The sequence below is a fragment of the Clostridium sp. MCC353 genome, from assembly GCF_018785315.1.
In the GTDB taxonomy this organism is placed as follows: domain Bacteria; phylum Bacillota; class Clostridia; order Lachnospirales; family Lachnospiraceae; genus CHH4-2.
Window position 1 is genome coordinate 25,153 of record NZ_WQPN01000040.1, and the last position, 24,134, is coordinate 49,286.

At 45.9% G+C, this 24,134-nt stretch carries 17 protein-coding genes and 1 riboswitch; of the genes, 2 read left to right on the forward strand and 15 right to left on the reverse strand.

The annotated features are described in order from the left end of the window. Positions 1 to 174: 174 nt before the first annotated feature. On the forward strand, positions 175 to 1,242 hold the full coding sequence (locus tag GPL15_RS09510; RefSeq protein ID WP_215698351.1) for a LacI family DNA-binding transcriptional regulator: 1,068 nt from the start codon (positions 175 to 177) through the stop codon (positions 1,240 to 1,242). Between the two features lie 142 nt (positions 1,243 to 1,384). Here the strand turns inward: GPL15_RS09510 and GPL15_RS09515 are convergent, their stop codons facing one another. The 15 genes from GPL15_RS09515 to GPL15_RS09585 form a co-directional block, all read right to left on the reverse strand. Next, entirely contained in the window at positions 1,385 to 2,746 is a 1,362-nt protein-coding gene (locus GPL15_RS09515) for an MATE family efflux transporter (RefSeq protein WP_215698353.1), read from the reverse strand. Between the two features lie 457 nt (positions 2,747 to 3,203). Further along, the gene (locus tag GPL15_RS09520; protein WP_215698356.1) at positions 3,204 to 3,893 is read right to left on the reverse strand and encodes a response regulator transcription factor; all 690 of its coding nucleotides are present in this window, start codon (positions 3,891 to 3,893) and stop codon (positions 3,204 to 3,206) included. Then, a complete protein-coding gene (locus GPL15_RS09525) occupies positions 3,886 to 5,385 on the reverse strand; it encodes a HAMP domain-containing sensor histidine kinase (RefSeq protein ID WP_215698358.1) in 1,500 nt (499 codons plus the stop codon). The genes GPL15_RS09520 and GPL15_RS09525 overlap by 8 nt, the downstream gene beginning before the upstream one ends. A gap of 195 nt (positions 5,386 to 5,580) precedes the next feature. Beyond that, entirely contained in the window at positions 5,581 to 6,768 is a 1,188-nt protein-coding gene (gene metK, locus GPL15_RS09530; protein WP_215698361.1) for a methionine adenosyltransferase, read from the reverse strand. Positions 6,769 to 6,859: 91 nt separating this feature from the next. Then, positions 6,860 to 6,984: riboswitch (SAM riboswitch) on the reverse strand. A 182-nt stretch (positions 6,985 to 7,166) separates the two neighbouring features. Further along, positions 7,167 to 8,543, reverse strand: a complete 1,377-nt coding sequence (locus tag GPL15_RS09535) for an extracellular solute-binding protein (protein ID WP_215698363.1) — start codon at positions 8,541 to 8,543, stop codon at positions 7,167 to 7,169. 97 nt (positions 8,544 to 8,640) lie between these two features. Then, entirely contained in the window at positions 8,641 to 9,465 is an 825-nt protein-coding gene (locus tag GPL15_RS09540; protein ID WP_215698365.1) for a carbohydrate ABC transporter permease, read from the reverse strand. Beyond that, positions 9,465 to 10,331, reverse strand: coding sequence for a sugar ABC transporter permease (locus GPL15_RS09545; RefSeq protein ID WP_252198253.1), 867 nt, complete (start codon positions 10,329 to 10,331; stop codon positions 9,465 to 9,467). The genes GPL15_RS09540 and GPL15_RS09545 overlap by 1 nt, the downstream gene beginning before the upstream one ends. Position 10,332: 1 nt before the next feature. Next, entirely contained in the window at positions 10,333 to 11,181 is an 849-nt protein-coding gene (locus GPL15_RS09550; protein WP_215698367.1) for a Cof-type HAD-IIB family hydrolase, read from the reverse strand. Further along, entirely contained in the window at positions 11,144 to 11,938 is a 795-nt protein-coding gene (locus GPL15_RS09555; protein WP_215698368.1) for a GntR family transcriptional regulator, read from the reverse strand. The genes GPL15_RS09550 and GPL15_RS09555 overlap by 38 nt, the downstream gene beginning before the upstream one ends. Before the next feature lie 16 nt (positions 11,939 to 11,954). Next, positions 11,955 to 12,704, reverse strand: a complete 750-nt coding sequence (locus GPL15_RS09560) for a nucleoside phosphorylase (protein ID WP_215698370.1) — start codon at positions 12,702 to 12,704, stop codon at positions 11,955 to 11,957. Between the two features lie 12 nt (positions 12,705 to 12,716). After that, complete coding sequence (locus GPL15_RS09565) at positions 12,717 to 13,502, reverse strand: HAD family hydrolase (protein WP_215698372.1); 786 nt, start codon at positions 13,500 to 13,502, stop codon at positions 12,717 to 12,719. Then, positions 13,483 to 14,400: a sugar phosphate isomerase/epimerase family protein gene (locus GPL15_RS09570; protein WP_215698374.1), complete on the reverse strand. Its 918-nt coding sequence runs from the start codon at positions 14,398 to 14,400 to the stop codon at positions 13,483 to 13,485. The genes GPL15_RS09565 and GPL15_RS09570 overlap by 20 nt, the downstream gene beginning before the upstream one ends. A 380-nt stretch (positions 14,401 to 14,780) precedes the next feature. Beyond that, on the reverse strand, positions 14,781 to 17,441 hold the full coding sequence (locus tag GPL15_RS09575) for a DUF5050 domain-containing protein (protein WP_215698376.1): 2,661 nt from the start codon (positions 17,439 to 17,441) through the stop codon (positions 14,781 to 14,783). A 129-nt stretch (positions 17,442 to 17,570) separates the two neighbouring features. Then, on the reverse strand, positions 17,571 to 18,863 hold the full coding sequence (locus tag GPL15_RS09580; RefSeq protein WP_215698378.1) for a UDP-N-acetylglucosamine 1-carboxyvinyltransferase: 1,293 nt from the start codon (positions 18,861 to 18,863) through the stop codon (positions 17,571 to 17,573). 559 nt (positions 18,864 to 19,422) lie between these two features. Further along, positions 19,423 to 21,903: a hypothetical protein gene (locus tag GPL15_RS09585; protein ID WP_215698381.1), complete on the reverse strand. Its 2,481-nt coding sequence runs from the start codon at positions 21,901 to 21,903 to the stop codon at positions 19,423 to 19,425. A gap of 1,081 nt (positions 21,904 to 22,984) precedes the next feature. Between GPL15_RS09585 and GPL15_RS09590 the strand changes: the two genes are divergently transcribed. Next, positions 22,985 to 23,968, forward strand: coding sequence for a D-isomer specific 2-hydroxyacid dehydrogenase family protein (locus GPL15_RS09590; RefSeq protein ID WP_215698400.1), 984 nt, complete (start codon positions 22,985 to 22,987; stop codon positions 23,966 to 23,968). Positions 23,969 to 24,134 lie beyond the last annotated feature (166 nt).

Genomic DNA, 24,134 nt, shown 5'->3' on the forward strand with positions numbered 1-24,134 from the left:
CATTTTTAGTCAAGATGTAAAATAAACTTTTTTATTTTTTGTTTATTAATTATAAATTTCGTCTTATTTTTTATGCATATTTTATACTTCACTTTTGTTTAACGTTGACTTTTTTACTTATTCCTGATAAAATCAACCTATAATATCGAACACGCAGTTTTAAGGAGGGTATTTATGGGAGTTACAATCAAGAAAATTGCCGAGTTGGCAGGGGTATCCACCGGCACCGTGGACCGGGCCCTGCATGACCGCGGCCGGGTCGATCCCAAAGTGTCCCAAAGAATTAAAGAGCTGGCCGCTGAGCTGGGATACAGGCCCAATTCCGTAGCAAAAGGGCTGACCATCCGCAATAAGAATTTAAAAATCACCGTCATCCTCCATGTACAGAATCTCAACACTTATTTTCAGGATGTCATTGTAGGAATAGAAAAGTGCAAGGACGAGATTGCAGATTTCGGCATCTCTGTAGATATCAGGCTCTGTCCGGATTTTGACGCCAAAGCACAATTAGAACTGATCGACCAGGCTGTCGCCGAAGGCGTCCATGCAATCGCCATCGTCCCAATCAACAGCCCTCTGATCCAGAACCGCTTAAATGAATTATACGACCGTAATTTTCCGGTTGTCTTTCTGACCAATATCATCGGTGACACCAACTATTTGAGCTTCGTGGGCTGCAATTATACCAGAGTAGGGCAGATCACCGCCGGACTGCTGAATATGCTCCAGCCTCACAAGGGAAAACTCCTTCTGTTCTCCCCAAGTTTTCAGATGATGGGCCATATCATGCGCGCTGAAGGCTTAAAGACACAGTTAGAAAAAGAATATCCCCAGATTGAACTTCAGAACATCTATGAGATGACAGGTGACGATATCAAAGATTATCAGATCACCTCCGCCGCTCTGGCTGCCTACCCGGACACTAACCTTTTCGTCTGCACCGGAGCTTACAGCCTTGGCAATCTGCGGGCAATCAACGAAGCCGGATATTATAAAAAGGCGCAGATTATCTGCTATGACTATTCCAAAGAAATAGGAAATGGGATAAAAAACAGGAATATCACCGCCTCCATCACCCAATGTCCCCAGGAGCAGGGGTATTACGCAGTCAAAATTCTTTTTGACTATCTGACCGCCAATCAGATGCCAAAATTCAAAGACCATTACATTCTCACCAGGATTATTATGAAAGAGAATTTAGAAGAAATTGAGTTGATCAAAGAACAGTATAAACCTGTTTAAAATACAAGGGCAGTATAACTCGCGCGAATTATACTGCCCGGAAAATACCTTTGCCATATTTACAACACCATGCCCGAAGCCCTCATCTCACCGGACCAAATACCACATTGCCTGATTCTGCCCCACCTCATTCCGCCTGATCTCATTCCACAGCGCTGTTTATCTTCTTAATCCACTTCCCGCTTCTCAAACGGAAAATACACCATACCGCCTTCAAAATCTGATCCAGCTTCAAGCACACATAAATCCAGAATGCCGGCCATCCCCACACAAGCCCTGCTCCATATCCCAGAGGAATGGACACCGCCCAAAGGAAAAAGATATCGGCGATCATCAAAAACTTCGTATCTCCGCCTCCCCGCAGCACGCCTTTGGTCAGAATGCTGTTCATGGATTGGAATATAACGATTATGCTGATTGCCCTCATGAGCTGCCGGGCGATTTCCGCCGTTTCAGCCGTTATATTGTAAGCACCTATCACCGGCCCGCTGATGATCTGGATCACCCCTCCGGCCAGACAGCCCAGCACCGTTCCGCAGATAAAAAATGTATATCCGTGTTTTTTGGCCAGCTCCGCATCTCCGCTCCCCAGGGTCTGCCCCGTGACAACTGCGCTGGCGAATGAAATTCCCTGAATAAATACGGTGCTCAACTGCTGGACCACCATGGTTATGGCATTGGCGGATACAAAACTGGCTCCGATATGCCCCATCACCATTGCCACCATATTGTTGCCGATTCCCAAAAGGCTGTCGCTGATCAAAACCGGTATGCTGACCCGGAAATATTCTTTAAGCAGAGCCCTGCAGGGAGATAGTAGGTTTTTCAGCCTGTACCTGACCGTCTTATTGACAAAAACAAAATACCCGCATATGATGCCGAATTCAAAAAAGCGGGCGATCACAGTTCCCAAAGCTGCTCCCGCCACTTCCATGCGGGGCGCTCCGAATTTACCAAATATAAATGTATAGTTTGCCCCTATATTTACAAAAAATGCGATTACAGACGTGTATAGGGGAATCCGTACCAGATCCACACTCCGCATGATGTTGGTGGTAATGAGTGACAATCCCATAAATGCAAATGTGAGCACCGACCATTTCAAATACACAGCCCCCTGAACAATCACCTGGCTTTCCTTTGAATAAAGGCGCAGAATTGTCTCCGGCATAAAAGCCGCTAAAGCCGTAAATACAGACGCAAAAACAAGACAGAAACGGATCGCAATGGTTATGGCCATTTTCAGGGAATACATATCCTTCTTTCCCCAATACCGTGAAGTCAGCACCGCCGCCCCCATACCGATCCCCATACAGCAGATATGGAATAAATTAATGAATTGATTGGCCAGAGATGACGCCGACAACGCCGTTTCCCCCAGAGACCCCAGCATAATGGTATCCATCATGTTGATTCCTATGGTGATCAGGTTTTGAAGCGTAATCGGAATCGCGATAGCCGCCGCCTTTTTATAAAATTCAGGATTTGTTTCAAGGTATTTCATAATTTCACATCCACTTCCCCGCTAAAATGTTTAAACTACAGATGAAATGCAACAGTTCAGACATCTGAACCGTTACGATGAAACAATTTTATCATCCGGCGCCAAAAATTCCAAGACTTTACGGGGAAATGGATTGCGAAACCGACATTCGTGCACAAAACTGCGGCGGCCGCTCCATAGACATTTTCATATTAATACGATGCAATAGATATGCTGTCGACTCTCTCCAGCAGAGAGGAGGTGTGCAAATGGATTACATATTTAACTTCCTTCTTTCGGTCATGGCAGGCGTAGCTGGCTACTATATCTGCAAATGGTTAGACCGAAACCATAAAGACAGCTAGCCAAAAAGAAATCCCGTGTACTGGCATACACGGGATTTCGCTTTGTGTCCAAATGGACATATTTAACTTCCTAGCTAAGATTATTCTACACCAAATCAAGTGCTATGTCAATATTACACCTTAAACCGATACCCGACTCCCCAAATCGTCTCAATATACTGCGGCTTCGCCGTATTGAACTCGATTTTCTCCCGGATCTTCTTAATATGCACCGTCACCGTAGCGATATCGCCGATGGATTCCATATCCCAGATCTTGCTGAACAGCTCTTCCTTGGTAAACACATGGTTGGGATTCTGGGCCAGGAATGTGAGCAGGTCAAATTCCTTGGTTGTAAAGTTTTTCTCTTCCCCATTAATCCATACCCGGCGGGCCGTCTTGTCGATTTTAAGCCCGCGGATCTCGATAATCTCATTATCGGGGACTCCGCTGCCAATGAGCCGTTCATAACGGGAAAGATGGGCTTTTACGCGCGCAACCAGTTCGCTTGGGCTGAACGGCTTTGTCATATAATCGTCCGCTCCAAGCCCCAGGCCGCGGATTTTATCAATATCCTCTTTCTTGGCGGATACCATGATGATGGGAGTATTCTTCACTTCCCTCACCCGGCGGCAGATCTCAAAACCGTCAATTCCCGGCAGCATGAGGTCCAGGATCACCAGATCAAATTCCTCATGCAGAGCTTTGTCCAGACCGGATTCGCCGCTGTTTTCAATCTCAACGTCAAAACCGCTCAATTCCAAATAATCCTTTTCCAGCTCCGCAATGCTCTCTTCATCCTCGATAATTAATATCTTACTCATCCTGAATAACCTCCTGATATTTTCTCAATACAAAATGAATTTCCGTTCCAATCCCCAGTTTACTTGTCGCCCAGATCCGGCCTCCGTGGTCTTCAACAATCTTCCGCACAATGGAAAGTCCGATTCCGCTTCCTCCCTTGGAAGAATTTCTGGATGAATCCGTCCGGTAAAAACGGTCAAAGATATTGGGCAGATCCTTTGCTGCAATCCCTTTTCCATTATCCTCAATCTCCACCTGGATAAAGTCCCCTACATCCTTAATCCTGATATTGATAATCCCCTTCTTTTTATCCAGATATTTTACGGAATTGCCCACGATATTGTTGATCACCCGCTTCATCTGTTCCGCATCCGCAATTACCTGCACATCTTCGTCCACGTAATTGAAATACCCCAGTTCAATGTTGTGGGACTCCATATCCAGCCCCACTTCTTCCACGCAGTCTCTGAAATATTGTGCCACATTGATCTTAGAAAATGTATATGGTATCTTGTTGGTATCAATCTTGGAATAAAATGTCAGCTCATCGATCAGCCGGTCCATATCATTCGCTTTATTATATATGGTTCGGATATACTTATCCAGCTTTTCAGGCGAAGATGCCACGCCGTCCATTATCCCTTCCACATACCCTTTGATTGCGGTAATCGGCGTCTTCAGGTCATGGGAAATGTTGCTGATCAGCTCCTTATTCTCCTTGTCATATTCCAATTTCTGTTCGGCTGACTCCTTCAGCCGGATTCTCATCTCTTCAAAGTCCTGGCACAGCAGCCCGATCTCATCATCCGCTTCCACTTCCAATGTAAATTCCAGATTGCCGTCCCTGATCTTTTTAGTCGCCTCCTGAAGCCGTCCCAACGGTTTTAAAATGGACTGATAAACCCAAAAGGTCAAAATCACCCCGGTCATGATCAGAATCATCACGCCGGACAACAGCATCTCACCGAACATGGACTTCACTTCCGGCACAAAATCATCTACCTGGGAAATGATGAATAAACTGCCCTCCGACTTATCCGGATACTTAAAATCCATCTGCTTAACCAAATGCTGCGTATCCCCATCCAGGTATATTCCACCCTCAATATCCGCCTCCAAATCCCCATATTTAGGCAGTCTGGATACCAGATCATCTTCCTGGCCCAATTCCTGCTCTCCGATGTAGACAATGTCCTGGTCTTTTCTTACAATTAAATAGGAATACTTTGAAAGCAGCTCCTGATTGATTTTATCAAGATAATCCATGTCCTCAAAGCGTTCCGGATTCTGTTTAATATTGTTTTTTATCTGTTCCTGAAGCTGTCTCGTCAGACGGTTGAATATCTGAAGAGAGTTCCCTCCGAATAACTCCACCCGTTCCGTCAGGCCATAGGCTTTCCTGAACGAATTCATCTGATAACTGCTGAGACCTAAAACCGACACATAGATCAGCAGCAATGGTACCACGGTTATAATCACAAAGGCTAATGCCAAACGCGTCTTTAATTTCATAGTTGCATTACCCCTTTTTCTAATTCGCTGTCCCGGCTCCAAAATAAATCCTGTCCAAAAGCTGCCCCGCCTTATGTGGTCCGCTGAAACGGCACAAAAAATAAACAGAGCCGGATATGGTATAACTGTTCATATTATACCATATCCGGCCCTGACTGTTTCTAAAACTATTATAAAATTTTACTGTTATATCAATTACAGATATTTCTTCAATAATTCAACCTTATCCAGTTTTTCCCATGGAAGATCCAAATCCATTCTTCCAAAATGTCCATAAGCCGATGTCTGTTTATAGATCGGACGGCGCAGATCCAGCATTTTAATAATGCCGGCAGGCCTTAAATCAAAGTTTTCACGGATGATTTCCACCAGTTTTTCATTGCTCAGTTTTCCAGTGCCGTAAGTATCCACCATGATTGAAGTGGGGTGCGCAACTCCGATGGCATAAGAAAGCTGGATCTCAACCTTGTCCGCCAATCCTGCTGCAACCATGTTCTTCGCCACATAACGGGCTGCATATGCAGCCGAACGGTCCACTTTCGTGCAGTCTTTTCCGGAAAATGCTCCGCCGCCGTGACGCGCATATCCGCCGTAAGTATCCACAATGATCTTACGTCCGGTCAGACCGCTGTCCCCGTGAGGTCCGCCGATCACAAAACGTCCGGTGGGATTGATATAAAATTTGGTATTATCATCCACCATGTGGGCAGGAAGAACCGGATCAAATACATATTTTTTAATATCTTCATGAATCTGTTCCTGGGTCACATTCTCGTCATGCTGTGTGGAAAGCACCACCGCGTCCAGACGCACCGGTTTTCCATCTTCATCATACTCTACAGTGACCTGGGTCTTTCCGTCGGGACGGAGATAAGTGAGAGTGCCGTCTTTACGCACCTCTGTCAGCCTGCGGGCCAGTTTATGGGCCAGGGCGATGGGATAAGGCATATATTCCTCCGTCTCATTGCTGGCGAAACCGAACATCATGCCCTGGTCTCCGGCTCCGATTGCATCCAGTTCCGTATCCGTCATCTTGTTTTCTTTCGCTTCCAGGGCTTTGTCCACGCCCATGGCAATATCTGTGGACTGCTCGTCAATGGCAACCACTACTCCGCAGGTATCGCAGTCAAAACCGTATTTTGCCCGGTCATAACCGATCTCTCTCACAGTTTCACGTACCAGCTTCTGGATATCCACATATGCGCTTGTTGTGATCTCTCCCATTACCATAACAAGTCCTGTTGTGGTACACGTTTCACAAGCAACCCGGCTCATAGGATCCTGGGCCATGAGGGCGTCCAGAATCGCATCAGAAATGGCATCGCACATCTTGTCCGGATGGCCTTCAGTTACTGATTCAGAAGTAAATAATAATTTCTCCACTAAGTTTTCCTCCTTGGAATATCAATTTTGGATACAAGAAAAGTCCGTAGCAATATTACTGCGGACTTGATATGTTTGGATGCATCAAATCCTCTTATTGCTCGATTTCTCGCTCAGGTTGGCACCTTCCGCACTCTCCCGCATGACACCATGCGCTCAGTTCGGGGTTGCCGTGACTTCACAGATCCTTTGTATCTCCATCACTCTGAATAAGGGATATTACGTACTTTTCAATTGTATGACTCTTTGCTGCAAGTGATATATTAACGTATTATGGGAGTTATGTCAAGTGTATTCCCATACATTCTTTAGGAAGAAAAGCCTCTTGTACAGTGCCCCGCTAGCGGAACACTGTACAGCGGTATGGCCGGCTGGCCCGCCCCATGCCTGAATCAAAATCATTTCACCGGATTCGCACGGTAATAATCTTCAAATATCTTTTTCACCCCTTCGGCAACAGCCGCATAAGTCCCATCCGCATCCAGCTCCTTATTCGCATACGAAATCATCGTATCCTTAATCAAAGTATCAATTTCCTTATAATTTGGTACAAATGGACTTGTAACTTTTTCCGGAGTGTTAACCAGAACTTCATACGGAACCGACTGCTTCGGATTGTCTGCGACAGCATTTTTAAATATGTCTGTTTCAAAAGCTTTCATGTTCACTGGGACATAGCCGGTTGTCTCCACCCACTGGGCCTGAATTTCCGGAGACGACATATACTGGACAAATTCCCAGGCTCCATTGACTTTTTCTTCATTGTCCCTGTTTAAAACAAACAGCCCTGATCCGGTGGGATATGATCCGGCCGCGTCTCCTGCATTTATAACAGGCACTGCTGATACGCCCCATTCAAACCCGTCTCCGACCAGATTCTCTATTGTTTTCAGTCTTGAACTGGACATAATAACCATTGAGTGCAGGCCTGCGGCAAATTCTTCATTGATACTGTCCCTTACCGCTTTATAACATCCGCTGTCAATCACTTTTCCCCATTCCTCAATAAATGCTTTCAAAGAACCATTCTGAATGCATTCCAATTCTGTCATATAGCCGGAGTGGCCGTTATCGTTGTTTCCAAAAAGGGTTCCGCTGCTTCCCTGGGTGCCGATAAAATTAATCAGTTCATTCATGTTTATACGGACATTTAAGCCAAAATCCGCGTCTGTTTTCTCAACCAGGACAGGAAGCATCTCTGCCATCTCCTGAACCGTCTTTGGCGGTTCTGCGTAACCGGCTTCCTTCAGTTGGTTTTGGTTATAATAAAGCAGATAACAGGCAATGTTATAGGGCATGCCAATCAATCTGCCGTCGATTTCAAATGATTTGCGCACATTGGGAATAATATCCGTTTTCGCCACGGAAGAATTTCCTTTATTTATCATATCCTCTGCCCATACCAATCTCTCATAATCCCGAACCAGGCTTACACTCTCGCTGTAAAGCTGGATAACGTCCGGCATATTGGCTGTATCATCAGAGCTCATAGCGGCGGTAAGGGCGTCTGTTCCCGGATAATTCTGGAATACCGGTACAACTTTAATCTTCTTTTCCTTGCCGGTTGTTTCATTGAATTTATCTATCTGGGCATTTAAAATTTCCCCATAACTGGTATCCATGGAATGCCAGAAAGTGATTTCCGTCACCTCCTGAGCCGCCGCAGTCTGAGACTGGCCCGAAGGTTCCTGCTGTGTTTTGGAACCGCATGCCGTCATAGACAACGCCATACATGTGCTTAAAATTACTGATGTGATCCTTCTCGTCTTTTTCATAATCTTATCCTTTCCTGATTAAATAATATCCTCTTCTGCCAACCCTTTTCCCAGGCAGCTTATTCTTTGCAGCAGTTCAGACCTGCCTGAACTGTTACTATTCTTTTACCGCTCCAGTCATCATTCCAGCCACAATTTTCTTCTGAAATACTACAATAATAAAAATTGTTGGGATTAAAGCTATAATTACCCCTGCCATCACCGGCCCAAAGATCATGGAATCCCAGTTTTTCAACATGGTAATTCCCACCTGAACCGTACGCATCTCGTCTTTATTGGTCACAATCATCGGCCAGACATACTGATTCCATACCCCTACAAAGGAAGAAATAAACACAGTTGTGATGATCGGTTTGTTGATCGGCAGCAGTATCTGGATAAAAAACTGTATACTCCCGCATCCATCTACATAGGCCGCTTCCCGCATACTCTTCGCAAAGGTCAAAAACTGCTGACGCATCAGAAAAATATTGTTCCCGTTCACGAGAAATACGACGCAGACCGCCAGATAAGTGTTCATCCATCCCAATTTCGAAATGGTAGTATAATTAGAAATCATCAGCACATCAACCGGTATCATCATGGTAGCCAGCGTCAGAGAGAACATAAGCGTTTTTCCCTTAAACTCATAAAATGCAAATGCATATGCAGCCATGGAACCAATAATGATACGGCTTATGCCGCATACGGAGGCAATAACGAAAGAGTTAATGATATATCTGGGCAGCAAGGTTCCAAACAGCGCAGTTTTATAATTTTCAAGGGTCACTTTCACAGGCAGAATGTGAGGCGTCCTTGACAAAATATCCCTGTTTTCCATAAATGAAACAGAAAGTGCATATAAAATCGGAAACAATAGAACGACTGCTGTCAAGATACAAATAACCTGCACCAGAATATCCTTTCCGGCTTTTCTTTTCATTAATAATGCACCCCTCTCTTCTCCCAGATGAAGCTGACGGCCGTGACAATAAAAGTCATACAAAACGCAATAACCGCAGCCGGATTTGCCATTGTATAATTGCCTGATCCCGAGAACTGCCTGAACACATAGTAAATCATCGTGATTGTGGAATTCTGCGGTCCGCCCTGGGTCAGAATATTAATCAATCCCATGGACATCATCATAAATGCAATATCAGAACAAACCAGGTAAAACATTGTCGGAGAAGTCAGGGGAATATAAATATGTATTATTTTCTGAAGCGCTGAAGCACCTTCTAAGCTCGCGCTTTCCACAATATCATCCGAAACACTTCTTACCGCCGACAGCATGAACAGGAAGGCATAACCGGTGGAAAGCCATATCTGGATCACCGCAATGGAGAACAAAGCAATTTTCGGGTCATTGAGCCACTGGATTTTAAGATGAAACGCAGTATTAATCAGCCCCAGAGAAGGGACATACAGCAGTTGGAAAATCATTGCAATTACAGAGGAGGCAATGGCCATGGGCAGTGAAAATGCGGTTTCGTAAAATGCTGAGAATTTCCGGCGTTTATTCGCCAGTACTGCCAGCAGGAAACCAAAGATTTTTGATACCGGCACGGTCATCATCACATAAAGCAGAGTATTTAAAACTGCTTTCAGAAAACTTTTATCCGTAAAGATCCTCTGGTAATTTTCCATTCCCACAAACTGCATGATGCTTCCTCTGGAATCCAGGATAAAAAAACTCTTTACTATAGTTGCCAAAAATGGATAAAATGTAAAAACGCCGAATAATATCATGCTGGGAAGCAGCCATAAATACGGTTCTGCTTTCCTGATTATTTTCCTTTGGCCCATGTTAGTTTTCCCCCTCATCGTCATCCAGCAAAACATAGAATTTTTCAACTGCTTTTGCCACCCCTGCCGCAGCCTCTTCCGCGCTTATATAGTCTGCTGCAGCTTTTAAGGTATCTGTAGCGTTGTTCACCGCCACTCCGATTCCTGCATGTCTGAGCATTTCAATGTCATTTTCATTATCACCAACAGCCATAATATCTTCCATAGCGATTCCCAGCATTCCCGCCAGTTTTGCCACCCCGTTTTCTTTGCTGCAGGATTTAGGCATGACGTCGATGGAACGGTCATCATACTGTACAACGGACAAATGATCAGACGCTTCCCGGATTTTGTTTATTACCGTTTCAATCCGTCCCGGTTTTTGGGGGTCGATTATAAGCAGTTTTTGTATCCTCATATCTTTCCACTGCTGTTCGTCCATCTCTTTCTCCGATGTGACACAATATTGATATTTTTTGCCAAACCGGTCTATATATGACTGCACATATGCATTATGCCGGTAAACCTTCTCCTTCTCAGCCTCATACAGAGATACCATCATTCCGCACGTATCGGCATACCTGACCGCCTCCCGGATATCTTCCGGATTGATCTGTGCCCCCCAGTACATTTGACTTTCTGTCATGATCCCTGCGCCGTTATTCACAATAACAGGCAGACTGACATCCAAAAATTCAATCAAACTCTTCATATCAGCGTAACATCTGCCCGAAGCCAGGGTAAATGGTATCCGGTGCTCCGCCAAAATGGTTTTCAGCCGTCTCAGCCCTTCCGTCACCGTATCTTTTCTGTCAAATATGGTTCCATCTATGTCACTGATAATCAGTTTCGGTTTCTTGACTATTTTCATCCACTTCCTCCGATACTTTTTCATAACCTACGCTTCCCCTTGTTACGATCAGAAGACCTTTGACATTGGTACATTCATAATCTTCACAGTACTCCAGAGGCATGTCGTCCTGGCCGAATACAGTTCTCATTATCAGCAGCACCGGATCATTGGCATGCATCTGCAATTCTTCCGCCACAAAATCAGGACAGAAGACAGCCCGGATTTCCTCACTTTTCATCACCGCATACAGCCCGGTCTCCCGGCTGATATACTCAAACAAGGAGCCGTGTTCCAGATCCAGGCTCTCCAGATCCACCCCCTCAATCCTTTCACAGCTAAAATAGGAACACTGGTAGTTCTCCGGCCTTCCATCAAGGATACGCACTCTGCGAAGGAAAATGACCGGCGCTCCAATGGAAATCTTCAGTTGTTTTGCCAGCCATGGTTCTGCCGTTATCTTTCGGATTTCTATCACTTTCGAACGCAGTTTACTGCTTTCTACCCGTTTTGACTTACTGAAAGATAACGGCCGGTAAATATCTTTCACGCCGGTATCAAAAGGAGCCACAATGGTTCCTTTTCCTTTTGTGGTAACCAGTACTCCGCGTTTGATCAAATCATCCAGCGCCTTCCGTACAGTCCCGCGGCTAACATTATATCTGCCTGCAATTTCCATCTGCTTTGGAATCGTATCGCCAGGCTGGTAAACTCCGCGTTCAATGTCATTGATAATCTGCTCACGGATCAATTTATAACTGTCAATTCTGTCTGCCATCTCTAATCCCCCTCTCTCACTGCGCTTTGTCCTGTTCAATTAAAATCTTTACCGCTTCGCAGGCTGTGCGTATTTCCTTATCAACAGCGCCTGCCGCATCATCCAAATCAGAAAATGCCATGATGCCCGAAGCCCTGCATCCCCGGATTGAAGAAATCACCAGAACTGCCGAAGCCTCCATTTCGGTAAGGAGTACATTGGCCCGTTCCCATACCTTCTGCCGGTCCATATACATCTCCGCAAGGGGCACCATTTCCGGGAAAATATGGGTGTACAAAGAATCTTTTGTATATGTAATCCCTTCTTCAAAACAATATCCAAGTTTTTTTGCTGCCTGCGCCAATGCTTCTACTACGCGCCGGTCTGCAACGGCCGGATACTCAACCGGCACGTATTGTCTGGTGGTCCCTTCATCACGTACCGCAGCGGTCACAATTCCGCCGATCGTCTCCTTGTTTCTTTTCGCCTGGTTTATACATCCTGCCGTTCCAACACGGATAAAGGTATCGGCTCCGCAGGCAATCAGTTCTTCCAAAGCGATTGCGGTAGAAGGACATCCCATTCCCGTGGATGTCACGGAAACCTTCTCTCCCAGCAGAGTGCCGGTCCACGTCCTGTGCTCCCTGTTATGGGCAGTCATCTCTGCATTATCCAGATAGGATGCGATTAAATCCGTCCGGAACGGATCTCCCGGCAGAAGTACATATCTGCCTACATCACCCTTTTTACACCGAATATGATACATTTTTCCATCTTGTTCCCACATATGTTCTCCCCCTCAGCAGAATTTTTCAATCGCCTCAATTACTCCGTCAATATATTTTTCACAGCATATGTAATCTGCACAGCTTTTCAGCTGGTCCACCGCATTGTTTACCGCCACTCCTAATCCAACCGTTTTCAGCATCTCCAAATCATTATAGCTGTCTCCCAGGGCCATAACTTCCGACAGATCGATTCCCAGCTTTTCCGACAGTTTCCGTACCCCGGAAGCTTTCGTACAGCCTTTGGGAACGATATCGATGGATCCTCCAAAGTTGACAAATGTGATCTGGTTTTCATAGCGGTGAAGCATTTCCAGAATTTTTTCATAAGCCCTATGATTATTCCGTTCGATAATTAGTATTTTCTGAACAGAGACGGAGGGCCATCCTTTTCCTTTTAAGTCCAAAACCTCTCCAAAACGTCCATACTGTTCGATTGTCTGTTCCACAAAAGAAGTCTTTCTCACCACACATTCTTTATCCGGAAGGCTGAGAATCACGCTCATGCCGTACCTATCCGCGCTGTCCACAATTGTCTCTACAATATCCGGCGGAATTGATTCGCACCAGCTATAGTCATCTTTGCTGCGTGCCGCAGTACCATTGCATAAAATGACAGGAATTTGAATGTTCAATAACTCTTCCAATTCTCTTACCTGTGAATACTCCCTTCCGCTGGCGATTGTAAACAATATATTCTTTTTCCGAATCAGCATTTCCAGATCCACGATCCGCTCCGGTATGCGCTCGGTCTCGTCAAGCATGGTACCATCCACATCGCTAATCACCAAACGAACCATCAGCACCCCTCCCCAAATTTATTAGATATTCACCAATGTCGTATGCCAGCTTCAAGGCAGAATCAATTGCGCAGTCCGGCAGGGCATTGAGATAATTATGGGCCTCATATGAAAAACACCCCTCATATCCGATCTCGTACAAGGCTTTCATAATCGGTTCCCATTGGATCATTCCCGTCATAGGCAGCCTGTGTGTCAAATAAACCGGGTAATGTCCGTGCTGTTCTGAAACATGGGTTGCCATCAGGCTCCTTCCAAAATACCTGATTATCTCCGGCTGGTTCTGCTTCATCAAATCCCCATGCTCAAAATCCCAGCAGATCCCAATCCTGGGGTCATGAATGCTGTCAGCCAGTTCCATCAGTTCTTCCGGGACCGCGCCGTATTTCCTCTTCGGCGCAGTGTCTATATCTGTCATATTTTCCAGCGCAATTTTAATGTTTACATCCTTTGTTTCATCCAGCAGCCTCAGAAAATATTCCCTGTTCTTTTCTCGGGATATCCTCCTATAACTTCCTTCCGCCGAATAGAAGGTACAGGGATGTGTTACAACCACCTCCGCCTTTAGTATCCCAGCTCCCCGTATCGACCGTATCACCTGTTTCTGCTGCCTGTCCTTTTCCTCATCCGGCATGGTATCCGAAGCAAAGTTATAAAAATGGGCGTGTGCCTGCTTATACGTTACTCCCAGCTTTTCCGCCTGCTCTGCCATTTCTTCCAGCCACGTATCCCCGCCTTTCTCCATATAAGGAGACCCCTGCGTAATTACCCAGTCATAAAAGTTAAAATCCAATGTTCTGAAACCTGCATTTACAATCTTTTCCACCGCCAGCTTTGGCGGATAAATTCTTTTATCTGGCCTTAAAAATATTAGATTTGTAGAAGTTGATAAATCCATGCTCTCCTCCATATGGCACTATGGCTTTTTTATTTATTGTAGCATACAATTATTGTTTTGCAATAACTTTCAGAATCTTCAGTAATATAATACAGTTTTATCGTGTATTTATTGTGCATATTCACATAGATGCTTGTATTTCAAAAAAGCCATAGTATCATTTATGCTATTATGGCACTCATTTTAACGCAAGATTTGATTTTTTTGAAAGACCTGAATAAATACCAAAATGGGAAAATACTTTAATAGATAACATTTAAAATAAGATGTGCTGTAAGACTAGGCTTAATGAAGCAAGCCCCTCTGTAAAAGAGGGGCAGAAGTTTATTATAATGGGGGCAGTATTTTGAACATATCATCAATATGCAGCCGTATGGTTTTTACTGCCATTCCCCCATCACATCCCCATACCCGGTGGTCTGCCCGTTTAAAATATAATTCACCCTGTTCTCTTCCGTATTTTCCACCCATTTCACCGCCGGTTTCCCAACCCAGTGATCTGCGAGAATCTCATCGAATTTCACAGCCTGTATCTGGGTTTCCGGATCACTGTCCTCCCAGCCGATGCTATAACGGTAACCGCTGTCTAAAATGCGGGGATAAAGATTTTCGGTGGAATATAGGGTCAGTTCATCCGGAGCCCCCATATTCCCGTAGCGGTACATGGCCGCAAAAGTTTTCGTGTCTTCATCGAATACAATGGTTCCGCCATATTTATAACCCTCTGCCAGGTTTTCAATCAGCGTCAGGCTGCCGTCAAAGGAATACAGGCTGTCTGTAAAATTGCTGAACTCACTTACGCTGAAAAACAGTTCATTTAATCCGTCGCCGTTGATATCCAGACAGGCAAAACTGCTGTAAGAGGGCCATTCCGGGTCGCCGTTGGTTTCATTTTCCTGTAAAAAACGGTAATAGGCCTGGGCAGCCGCATCCTTTTTAAAAGGCATCACATCAAACAGAACCCGTTCATTTTCACCGTTTAAATCACTGATCTTAACCGGGTCATACTTCACCCAGTCCGTATACAGTTCCCCATCTATGATGTCATACCAGCCCACCGACGTTTTAATCGTTGTATGATCCGAGCCGTCTAATCCAGTCCGGTACAGGGAGCCGCCTTCATAGTAATAAATTCCATTTTCGTGTATGAGAAAACTGCCGATAGCTCCTTCACTGCCCGAAGCTATAAGTTCAGGTTCTTTTCCCAACTGCATCCGAAACAGGCTGATCCCCTCATCATAATAGAAATAACCGTCTTTGATGGAGAACTGAAACCAATCCACATCCGGAAGAACCAACGTATCCTCTCCCGTCTTTAAATTCCGGCAGTGGAGCCCTTTTGAACTCCCGTCATAACCGGCCTCATTGAAATAATACAGGGAATTTCCAGCCAGGCTGACCGCATTGCCCAGCCCATTTCCAAGGCTGGTTTCCTTACCTTCATCATCAATATACAGGATCTCCCCGCCAATCTTTCCCTTGCTCCAGATAAAAAGCCGGCCGTCCGATTTTCCTAAGATATTAAGCCACTGCCCGTCGTCCAGGAATTTGACCTGCTCACGGCCGCTTCCGTCAGTTTTTATCTTCCATACGGCGTTTCCCCATCCATTTTCCGCTCCGGTGCAATAGTAAATCCAGTCCCCATCCAGCACTTTGCTGCTGGAATCAGCCGTCCTGTCATCACATAACTTGTTCATACCCGTTCCGTCTTTTTTAATGTAATAGAGCTTTGAATCGTCGTAAATATTAGTAAAATAGAGCCATTCCCCATCGGAAACAATCTCCCCGGCGTTCAGATCCTTTGAATTCATCCGGGCCAGCTCTTTATCTTTCTTCCATCCCTCAATATTCGGAATCTCATCCATTTCCTTCTGTTCTTTTACCAATTTCCCCTCTTTAACCGCAAATGGATTCCAAACCGGTTTTTCCATGTTCTCCCGCAGATCAAACCGTTCCTCCAGACGCCCGTTCTGATAAACCCACACTACAGCCCCTGAATTGCTCAGGCCTGGTGTGCCTCCTTTCACAGCGCATTCATAGTCCATCACATAATATTGATAATCCTCTTGTTCTGCGGGCAGTTCGATCATTTCAAAGGCTGTCTTTCCATAGGAATCAAACAGATAACGCCCATTTTTTTCATCTCCCCGGTTCAGTGAATCAATCAAACGGTTTGGCCCGGCTGCCAGACTATCCAAATCCAGCGGATCCTCATCCCGTCCCTCCCAAGTGAGGACAATCTGCCATTTAGCGGATGAGCTTTGAACAAATGGAAGTGTGAGTTCCGGTTCATCTTCTCTCGCGTACATCACCGCAGTTAAAGGATTAAATCCATCTTTTTCTATGACCAGCGTATAAGCTCCCTTTTTCAGCCCGACAGAAAAGGTTCCGTCTTCTTCTGTTTCCAGGCTGAGTTCCGCCTCTCCATCCGTACAGTTAATGCCGCTCCGGATTTCCACCCGTGCCCCCAAAAGACCTGGCAGGGAAGTCTCATAATCCGCTTCCCAGCCCCCATCCTCAAACGCCGCCTCCTGATCTCTGCCCAGTTCTTCCGCTCTGATTTCCACGCCTTTAAAATCCAGCAAATACAGCGCTTCCTGATTCTCTTCTTTGTCCAGCAGCATGACCTGTGTCTGTGGGGCGTGGGGTTCTGTTTTTTTCACTACCGGTTCCATCACCACTGTTATGTAATCTTCTTTTTGAAATACCAGATAGTAATCAGCCTGTTCATCCTCCATCTCCCAGGAATATCTGCCTTTTTCATCCGTTTCCATCTTCACAAACGGCTTTTTGTCCCCTTTCAAACCGACGCCAACCCATGCCTCTTCTACCGGATCCCCATCTTCATCCACCACGCTTCCCTGAATCAGCCAGGTATCCATATCCGGTTTACCATCAAAATTCTCCACCAGAGGAGTTTTCTTCAGACGGTATTCTTCCCCTGAAAAATCCAGATTTCCGGCTATCATTATCCCGGCAGCCACTCCTGCTGCCAAAACAACAGCCGCCGTCAAACCAAATATCACTTTCTTCGCGCTCATACTCTTACCCCTTTTTCATATAATCCTTTCATGCCAAATCATTTTTTATCCGTTTTTTTGCACAACAAAACCGGGGCATTAAAAATGTTTCTTCTGAACACATTTCCAACACCCCGATCATCTCTTCAATCAACAGATTTTTAATTTAAATTTCTGCACTTCTTTTTCCGAATCAATCTTCTCAATCATGGCGCCAAGTCCCTGGAGTTTTCTCTCAAAATGCTCATACCCGCGCTGGATATAGCCGATCTGGTCCACAACCGTATAGCCGTCCGCCGCCAGCCCTGCAATCACAAGAGCCGCGCCTGCCCTGAGATCCGGCGCGTCTACCTGAGCTCCGGTGAATCCATTCACCCCGGTAATAACCGCCACATTGCCTTCCACTTTGACATTGCCGCCCATTCTGGCCAGTTCATCCACATATTTAAAGCGGTTTTCAAAAATGCTCTCGGTTACAATGCTTGTCCCGGTTGCCAGCGCCAATGTAACCGTAATCTGAGGCTGCATATCCGTAGGAAATCCCGGATACGGCAGGGTCTTAATATTAGTAGGTTTCTGTTTTGGTTTTCCCACCACACGGACTGCATCGTCAAATTCCACAACTTCACAGCCCATCTCCATCAGCTTTGCGGAAATCGCCTCCAAATGCTTGGGAATTACGTTCCTTACCATAACATCTCCCCGGGTCACAGCGGCGGCGCACATAAATGTACCGGCTTCGATCTGATCCGGAATGATGGAATACTCGGTTCCATGGAGCCTTCTCACGCCTTTAATACGGATGATATCCGTTCCGGCTCCCTTAATGCTCGCTCCCATGCTGTTCAGGAAATTGGCCACATCAACAATGTGCGGCTCTTTAGCGGCATTTTCGATAATCGTCTGTCCTTCAGCCAAAGTGGCTGCCATCATGATATTAATTGTAGCCCCCACGGACACCACATCCAGATAGATATGGCTTCCCACCAGGTCAATGGCATGGGCTACCACAGCGCCCCGCTCTATGGATACGTCCGCCCCTAATGCACGGAATCCTTTGAGGTGCTGGTCAATGGGCCTGCTGCCGATATCACATCCTCCCGGAAGAGGAACTTCAGCGCTTTTATATTTTCCAAGAAGCGCGCCTATAAAATAATAAGACGCTCTGATCTTCCTTATATAATCATCATCCACAGATACTTCTTTTATATCCCCGGCATTGATTCTCACCGTATGGCGGTCGATCCGCTCCACAACGGCTCCGATCTCCATAATCGCTTCCAAAAGTACATTTATATCTCTGACATCGGGCAAATTATCGATCACTACGTCTTCATCTGTCATTATAGCAGCAGCTAATATCCCCAGAGCAGCATTCTTAGCTCCGCTGATATTCACTTCCCCTACCAGCGGGTTACCGCCCTTCATAATATACTGTTCCATCTTACACCTCTATATACATTTGCTCTATTCAATTATTTTCTTACATTTTTTTTACAACTATACCTTTGCTAATTATAACACATGAACAGGATTTGTAAAGCTTTCCTGGGCTTTCCCCTGCTGAAAGCCCGCAAATAAAGACCTGTATTTTCTTCAGCAAATATTAAGAAATACCACATTTTACCATATTCGACACGGTTTTTGTAACTGCTATTTATGCAATTTAAGTCTGTCGGTTTAAATAGACTGAATATGGCTGTTTTTACAGCCCGGTATTAAATTTTTCTGAGTTTTATATTATAAGACTTTATGAAATTTGTGCTTCCCAAAGAGTTATGATGAGCAATATAACTAAGACTGAGGGCACTCCTGTTTTTTTCGTTAAAAATATATCTATTATCTCAAAATATTTCAGCAATATTTATACTTACACCGCCCATTCCCCGGCTTCGGAAAATAAAACTGTCACGTGTTTCTATCCCTCATAAAACAAAAACACCGCCGCCATCAGCGCATCGCGCTTCAGGCAGGCGGGTTATCCACATTTCACTTAATCTTTCTAACTCTTATCAACAGAAAGTCCACAGATAAAGTCGTTATTCATATTCTCGAAATAAACGTTTCCATCCCCCAATCCCATCTTGTAAGTTTCTTCCGTCACCGGATCGTAAACAGAAACATTATACTGGTCATAGCCGTACAGAAGCAGATAACTTCCATCTTCACGGTATGCCGCCACCGGGCATCCCTTGTCAATGAAATACAGCATCTGGCTCAGAGTACATCCTCTGGCATCCAATATCAGAACGTCTTCAAATGCCTGGCTGGATGTGATTTCCCCCAGTCGGCTGGTCAGCTTATAGGCGGCAGTTTTGGGATCGCGAATGGTTTTAGCAGGATTCCGATTGATCCGGTCCCAAAGGATCTGATGATTGCTGTCGGTTACAAATCCCATTTTTTCATAAGAGAGCTGCACCGCCTCTGCAAAATCATCCGTCACCCTCAGAAGCTGACCTGCTCCATATGCGTAAAAAGTTAATTTTCCGGACGGATTGCTCTGCTGTATCACCAAATTTTCTGAGGTTTCCCCTGAAATCTGTTTCGGAGTACTCACTTTTACGCTTTTGGAATTCTTAATTTCACCGGTAAGCTGGACAAAATACAACTGGCGGCGTTCGGGGGAAGCATACCAGCCAATTCCATCCATACTCTGGTCTTTTACCTCTTCATTACATACAATGGTATCCTTATCCGACTTAACATAACCTCCGTCACCGCTCTTTGTCAGGCGGTCCATATGAATCCTGCCGTCTTCCACAACGACAGAAGCCAGATAACGGCCTGATTTTTCATAACGGGTCAGTATTTCCATCTTATCGTCAATGATCTCCAGCGCATACATAGGCAGTGTCTCGATCCGGCCATGGACGGTCCAAAGATCCTCCTTTTTAGCCAAACCGTAAATAAAATCATTGTTGACAAAACCAAGAGCCCTCATGACCGCTCCCTCAGAATTGGTAATTTCCACTTTCTGCCCGGTCTGAAGATCCATGAGATGAATCAATTCTGACTGATACAGATCCGAACCGTCCTGCCATGCCACCCTTTTTCCATCCTGGCTGACTGCAAAACCATCCTCATCCAGAGAATCGGCTACCACAATATACTCCTTGCTGTTTAAATCGATTCCATAAATCGCATGGTTCAGATAAAAATACAGCATCTCCGTCCCACCCAGACAGGCTAGCCGGCTGATATCCGAAGACAAGCTTTCAAAACTGGCTGTCGCGGGCAGGAAAAAGCTTTCATTGATGGTATTTCCCTCGTATTTATACCGGTACATGCTGATTCCCATCATGCCTTCGTGCTTTCCACGGTTCATGTACCCATACACAAGGAAATCCACGTCTCCATTGTCCGAAACTGAAATGATCCTGACGTCATGCTGGTCATACTGGCTTCTGGGGCTGTCGTCATTGCCGCTCCGGAATGAGAAAATCCTTACAGCCTCTTTCTTTTCCTGATTATAGCTCCACAGATCCCGATTCACCCTGAACGCCAGAATATTGCCGCTACCGCTCTTCCGCACCGTGATATTCTCATCATTTCCAATGCCCAGCAGAATTCTCTTTCCGGAAAATAAATACTTGTCCCCGTCAAAAATCTGATCGGTCTTCCGCTGGAAATCCATCAGGTAAATCCTCTGGGGGCTCCATTTCATCGTGAAATTGTCACAGACCTCATAATATTCCTTAACACCGTCTTCATTTACCCGGGAAGCGGTATAATCCGCCTGGACATTCCCCATGATTCCGTCAACTTCTTTCAGGGTGAGCTGTATGCTTCCCTCAAGCTGCATGTCCAGGCCCGCCCAAGTGATCTGGTTATAGCTGGATCTGATGGTCACATGCCCCAATGAGGAATCGTCCTCCGTATTGCTGCTCTCCAGATAAGTGGTGAGCGTCCGGGCCTCTTCATAATCAAATGTCCTGGTGGAAAAATCTCTGGCGAAATCCACCATCTGCCCGATATTTTCATTGTCTGTCCACATAATTCTGGTGTAATAGTTGATAACTCCATGCTGTTCCGTTTCCACAAACAGGTGGAGCAGATACTGCTTGTCCTTGGTAAGAAGGTTCTGGACCGGCAGAACCACATTGGTGCTGCCCGAACTTTCCTCCCAATTTTCCACCTCAGTCCGCTCCACAAGCCTCTGCAGATCCAAACTGCGTATTTCGTAACGGACAGCCAGGACGCTTTCTCCGTAATCGGCAATCCGCAGACGCAGGTTTCTGTCCGGCGGCAGGATTGTCAAAGCATCATCACCGGCAACCCGGTCCATTTCCTGAAGATATCCGTGAAGAATATTCATCTCACTGTTATACATATCGGTATATACCACTGGAAGAGTTGCCTCTTCCATGGAAGTATATACCGTATCGGACTTCTCAGATGTATTCTTTTCAAACGCAAAAAATATGACCAGCGCGGCAATAAAAACACCGCACAAAATCCCTGCTTTTTTTATGATTTTTCCCATGTAATACAACACCCTTTGCCATTCTTATTTTTCTATTGTATATGCTATCCATAAAAACCTCAACTTAATCTTTTATGAATTTTAGCATCTTCCGCTCTGGCACCGGCGGCGGTATATTTCATTCAAAAGCATGGTCCGGATCATGTCGTTCAGCCAGTTATTGCCCGGCCTTGAGGGCTGAGGTCTGGGCGGCTGGGGTCTGGGCGGCCATGGCTGTGGGGGGCTTGGGGGCTGCGGCGGTCTCGGCGGCTGCGGTGGCCATGGCTGCGGGGGCCTTGGGGGCTGCGGCGGTCTCGGCGGCTGCGGCGGCCATGGCTGCGGAGGCCTTGGGGGCTGCGGTGGTCTCGGCGGCTGCGGCGGCCATGGCTGCGGAGGCCTTGGGGGTTGCGGCGGTCTCGGCGGCTGCGGCGGCCATGGCTGCGGGGGCCTTGGGGGCTGCGGGGGTCTTGGCGGCTGCGGCGGCCTTGGGGGCTGCGGCGGCCTAGGCGGCTGGGGTCTCGGCGGCTGCGGCGGCCTTGGGGGCTGTGGGGGCTGCGGCGGTCCCCATGGAGGGAGCTGCTGCATTTTCGTGGTTTCGTATGTCTCCACTTCCTCTACATCAATTGCCTCCAATGGTTCCTCCGTCGGTTCATTCAGCAGTTCCGGCCTCTCCTGATAAACTCTTGCGCAGATATCACCGCACAGTTGTTCAATCATCAACTGATCAGGATATTCATCATACATGGGGCTGAATTTATATTCCATTTTATCACAAGCCTCGTCCACATAGGACTGCAGGGTTCTCGCCCTCATGGGATACAAGCTTCTGAAATATTCCAGCTCTCCATTGGCATAATTATTCTGCATTATGTTCTCCTCTGCATTCTTTTATATCATATCATATGCAGTATCTGCCTGACTGTTACAATCCCAGGGCCGTTGAACCCCCTTTTTCCATCGCTTTTCACTTTGCCGCTTTATAGCGTTTATGCTTTATAGCATGTGTTTGCAAAAATATGAAAAAATGTCTATATTAATTATAAAAGAGAGACAAAGCCTGCAGACCATCCCAGGCTTATTAATTAATTGAAGGAGGCCTCCTATGAAACTTATTGCATTTGAAGTCCGTGACGACGAAATGGGCACATTTAAACAGTTGGAAAAAGAGCATGATTTAGAAATAACGTATTACCCCTTTCCTGTCAGCACAGAAAACATTGATCTGGCAGATGGTTTTGAATACATGACCACTTTGGGCATGAGCCATTTAGATTCCGAACTTCTGGATCTGCTTTACCAAAAGGGAATCCGTTTTCTAAATACCCGCACCATCGGCTACAACCACATTGATATCAAACACGCCAATGAACTGGGTATGGTCATAAGCAACACTTACTATGGCCCATACGGCGTTGCCGACTATACAATCATGCTGATCCTCATGTCCCTGCGCCACTATAAGCAGGCACTTTTCCGTGGAAATGTCAACGATTATTCACTGACCGGCCTCCAGGGCATGGAAATGCGCAACTTAACAGTGGGCGTTATAGGTACCGGTAAAATCGGCGCTGCCGTTATCGAAAACCTTCAAGGCTTCCGTTGTAAAGTGCTGGCCTATGACGTATACGAGAATCCGTCAGTGCAGGGCCTGGCCGAGTACGTATCACTGGAAGAATTATATAACAGATGCGATATCATCACCCTTCACACTCCTCTCCTTGAGTCCACCTATCATATGATAAATAAAGACACCATCAAACAGATGAAAGACGGCGTAATCATCATCAACTGCGCCCGCGGCCCTCTCATCTGCCTGGAAGATTTAATCAATGCGGTGGAAAGCAAAAAGGTTGGAGCCGTAGGGCTTGACGTTGTAGAAAATGAAGAGGGGATTTATCACAGAGATTTAAGAAGCGATATTATCCGAAACAGAGACATGGCCTATTTAAGGCAGTTCCCCAATGTTACGATGACACAGCATATGGCCTTCTATACCAAAGAGGCTGTGGAAAGCATGGTGGTCTATTCCATTAAGAATTTAATGCAGTGCGCAAAGACGGGGACTTGCGATATGGCGTTAAAATAAATTGGGATTTAATTAGTAAAAGTTACGCAGAGAAGCGGGGAGACCGGATGGCGGGAAACCAGGCCGGGGACCGGGGCAGGGGAAACAAATATAATGTACCCATAAGTGTGGACACTTTGAAGAGTGGGGGCCCCGTCTTTTTAGACAGATCGTCTCCTCTGCTCCC